This window comes from Providencia sp. M-27 (assembly GCF_011077905.1).
GTDB lineage: Bacteria > Pseudomonadota > Gammaproteobacteria > Enterobacterales > Enterobacteriaceae > Providencia > Providencia huaxiensis.
Map to the genome: position 1 here is coordinate 1 of NZ_JAALBT010000055.1, position 1,904 is coordinate 1,904.

The 1,904-nt window shown below is 40.9% G+C and carries 3 protein-coding genes; all 3 read left to right on the plus strand.

Annotated elements, in window-relative coordinates:
• Positions 1–268: ArsB/NhaD family transporter (locus G6Q48_RS21885; protein WP_305849366.1), on the plus strand; the 268-nt coding region annotated here is incomplete at its 5' end.
• A 10-nt stretch (positions 269–278) separates the two neighbouring features.
• Positions 279–704 (plus strand): glutaredoxin-dependent arsenate reductase, encoded by a 426-nt coding sequence (arsC, locus tag G6Q48_RS21890; protein ID WP_166268401.1) that lies wholly within the window; start codon positions 279–281, stop codon positions 702–704.
• Between the two features lie 282 nt (positions 705–986).
• Positions 987–1,904: SulP family inorganic anion transporter (locus tag G6Q48_RS21895; protein ID WP_166268403.1), on the plus strand; the 918-nt coding region annotated here is incomplete at its 3' end.

Below are 1,904 nucleotides of genomic sequence, written 5' to 3' on the forward strand. Positions count from 1 at the left end.
ATTAATTGGTGCTTTATCCATTGAAGGGAGTGAAGCGTCAGGGCTAATTCAACAAGCAATGGTTTATGCCAATGTGATTGGTGCCGATTTGGGGCCTAAAATCACACCGATAGGGAGTTTGGCGACATTGTTGTGGTTACATGTATTATCACAAAAGAACATGACGATTACGTGGGGATATTATTTTAAAACGGGAATTATCATGACGATCCCTGTACTCACCGCCACACTTATCGCTTTAGTACTTCGACTCTCACTGTTAAATTAAGGGTGATCCCATGAATGAAATTACAATTTATCACAACCCGAATTGCGGTACATCACGTAATACCCTTGCCATGATCCGCAATAGTGGCGTTGAGCCGACGATCATTTATTATTTAGAAACGCCTCCAACTAAAGATGTGTTAGTGCAACTTATTGCCGATATGAAAATCACGGTAAGAGCGTTACTACGAAAAAATGTTGAACCGTATGAACAATTAGCTTTAGAAAATGATATTTATACCGATGAGCAACTCATTGATTTTATGTTGCAGTACCCAATACTGATTAATAGACCGATTGTTGTTACACCAGTAGGAACTAAGCTTTGCCGACCTTCAGAAGTCGTTTTGGATATATTACCTCATCCGCAACAACGTGAATTTATCAAAGAAGATGGCGAGGTCATTGTTGATAAACAAGGCATCAGAGTAAAGTAAATCACTAACGATATTTATCATGATGAGTGTACCGATGCAGGGCATCCGTACGCTCATGTTAATCCGGTACTTGCTTAAGGTCGTTGATATTGGTATTTTAAAAAACATACTATTCATAGGAACAGCTAATCATATTATGCGCCTTACGCCACCCTGAGATACCTCCTTCCTTTTAGGTTGATACTAAATCAGCCAATTTCCACATCCCTTCTTTGGGATAATTTCGTTTATTTAAAATATGCTCTCCCATCTTGGGATTGATAGATTACAAGGTAGTCTAATATGCTTTTGTCCTCATCTCGTCAGGACTGGCTGGGTAACATCCGTGGGGATGTCCTAGCCGGTATTGTTGTTGCTTTAGCGTTAATTCCTGAAGCCATCGCATTTTCAATTATTGCAGGCGTCGACCCCAAAGTCGGGTTATACGCTGCTTTTTCTATTTCAGTGATTATTGCTTTCATCGGGGGACGCCCCGGCATGATTTCATCAGCAACAGGTGCCATGGCGCTCTTAATGGTTGTTCTGGTGAAAGAACATGGTCTTCAATACTTATTAGCTGCGACGGTTTTAACTGGGATATTTCAAGTGATCGCAGGATATTCAAAATTGGGTAGTCTAATGCGATTTGTTTCACGCTCTGTCGTAACGGGATTTGTTAATGCGCTGGCTATCTTGATTTTTTTAGCCCAACTTCCTGAGTTAACCAATGTGAGTTGGCATGTTTATGCCATGACCGCGGCAGGCTTAGGGATTATCTATTTGTTTCCATTAGTCAATAAAACCATTCCTTCGCCATTAGTGTGTATTGTTGTATTAACGATAATTTCAATATGGCTTGGTCTTGATATCCGAACGGTTGGTGATATGGGCGTTTTGCCTGACAGTTTGCCTATTTTTCTTTTGCCCGATATTCCCTTGAACATTGAAACGCTACTTATCATATTGCCCTACTCATTAGCTCTAGCTGTTGTTGGCTTATTGGAATCAATGATGACCGCAACGATTGTGGATGATTTGACGGATACAACCAGTGATAAAAATCGAGAATGTAAAGGACAAGGCATTGCCAATATAGCCACTGCATTTATTGGCGGGATGGCGGGATGTGCGATGATCGGTCAATCCATTATCAATATAAAATCGGGTGGCCGAGGTCGATTATCGACACTGGTTGCGGGTGTTGTTTTATTGCTAATGGTG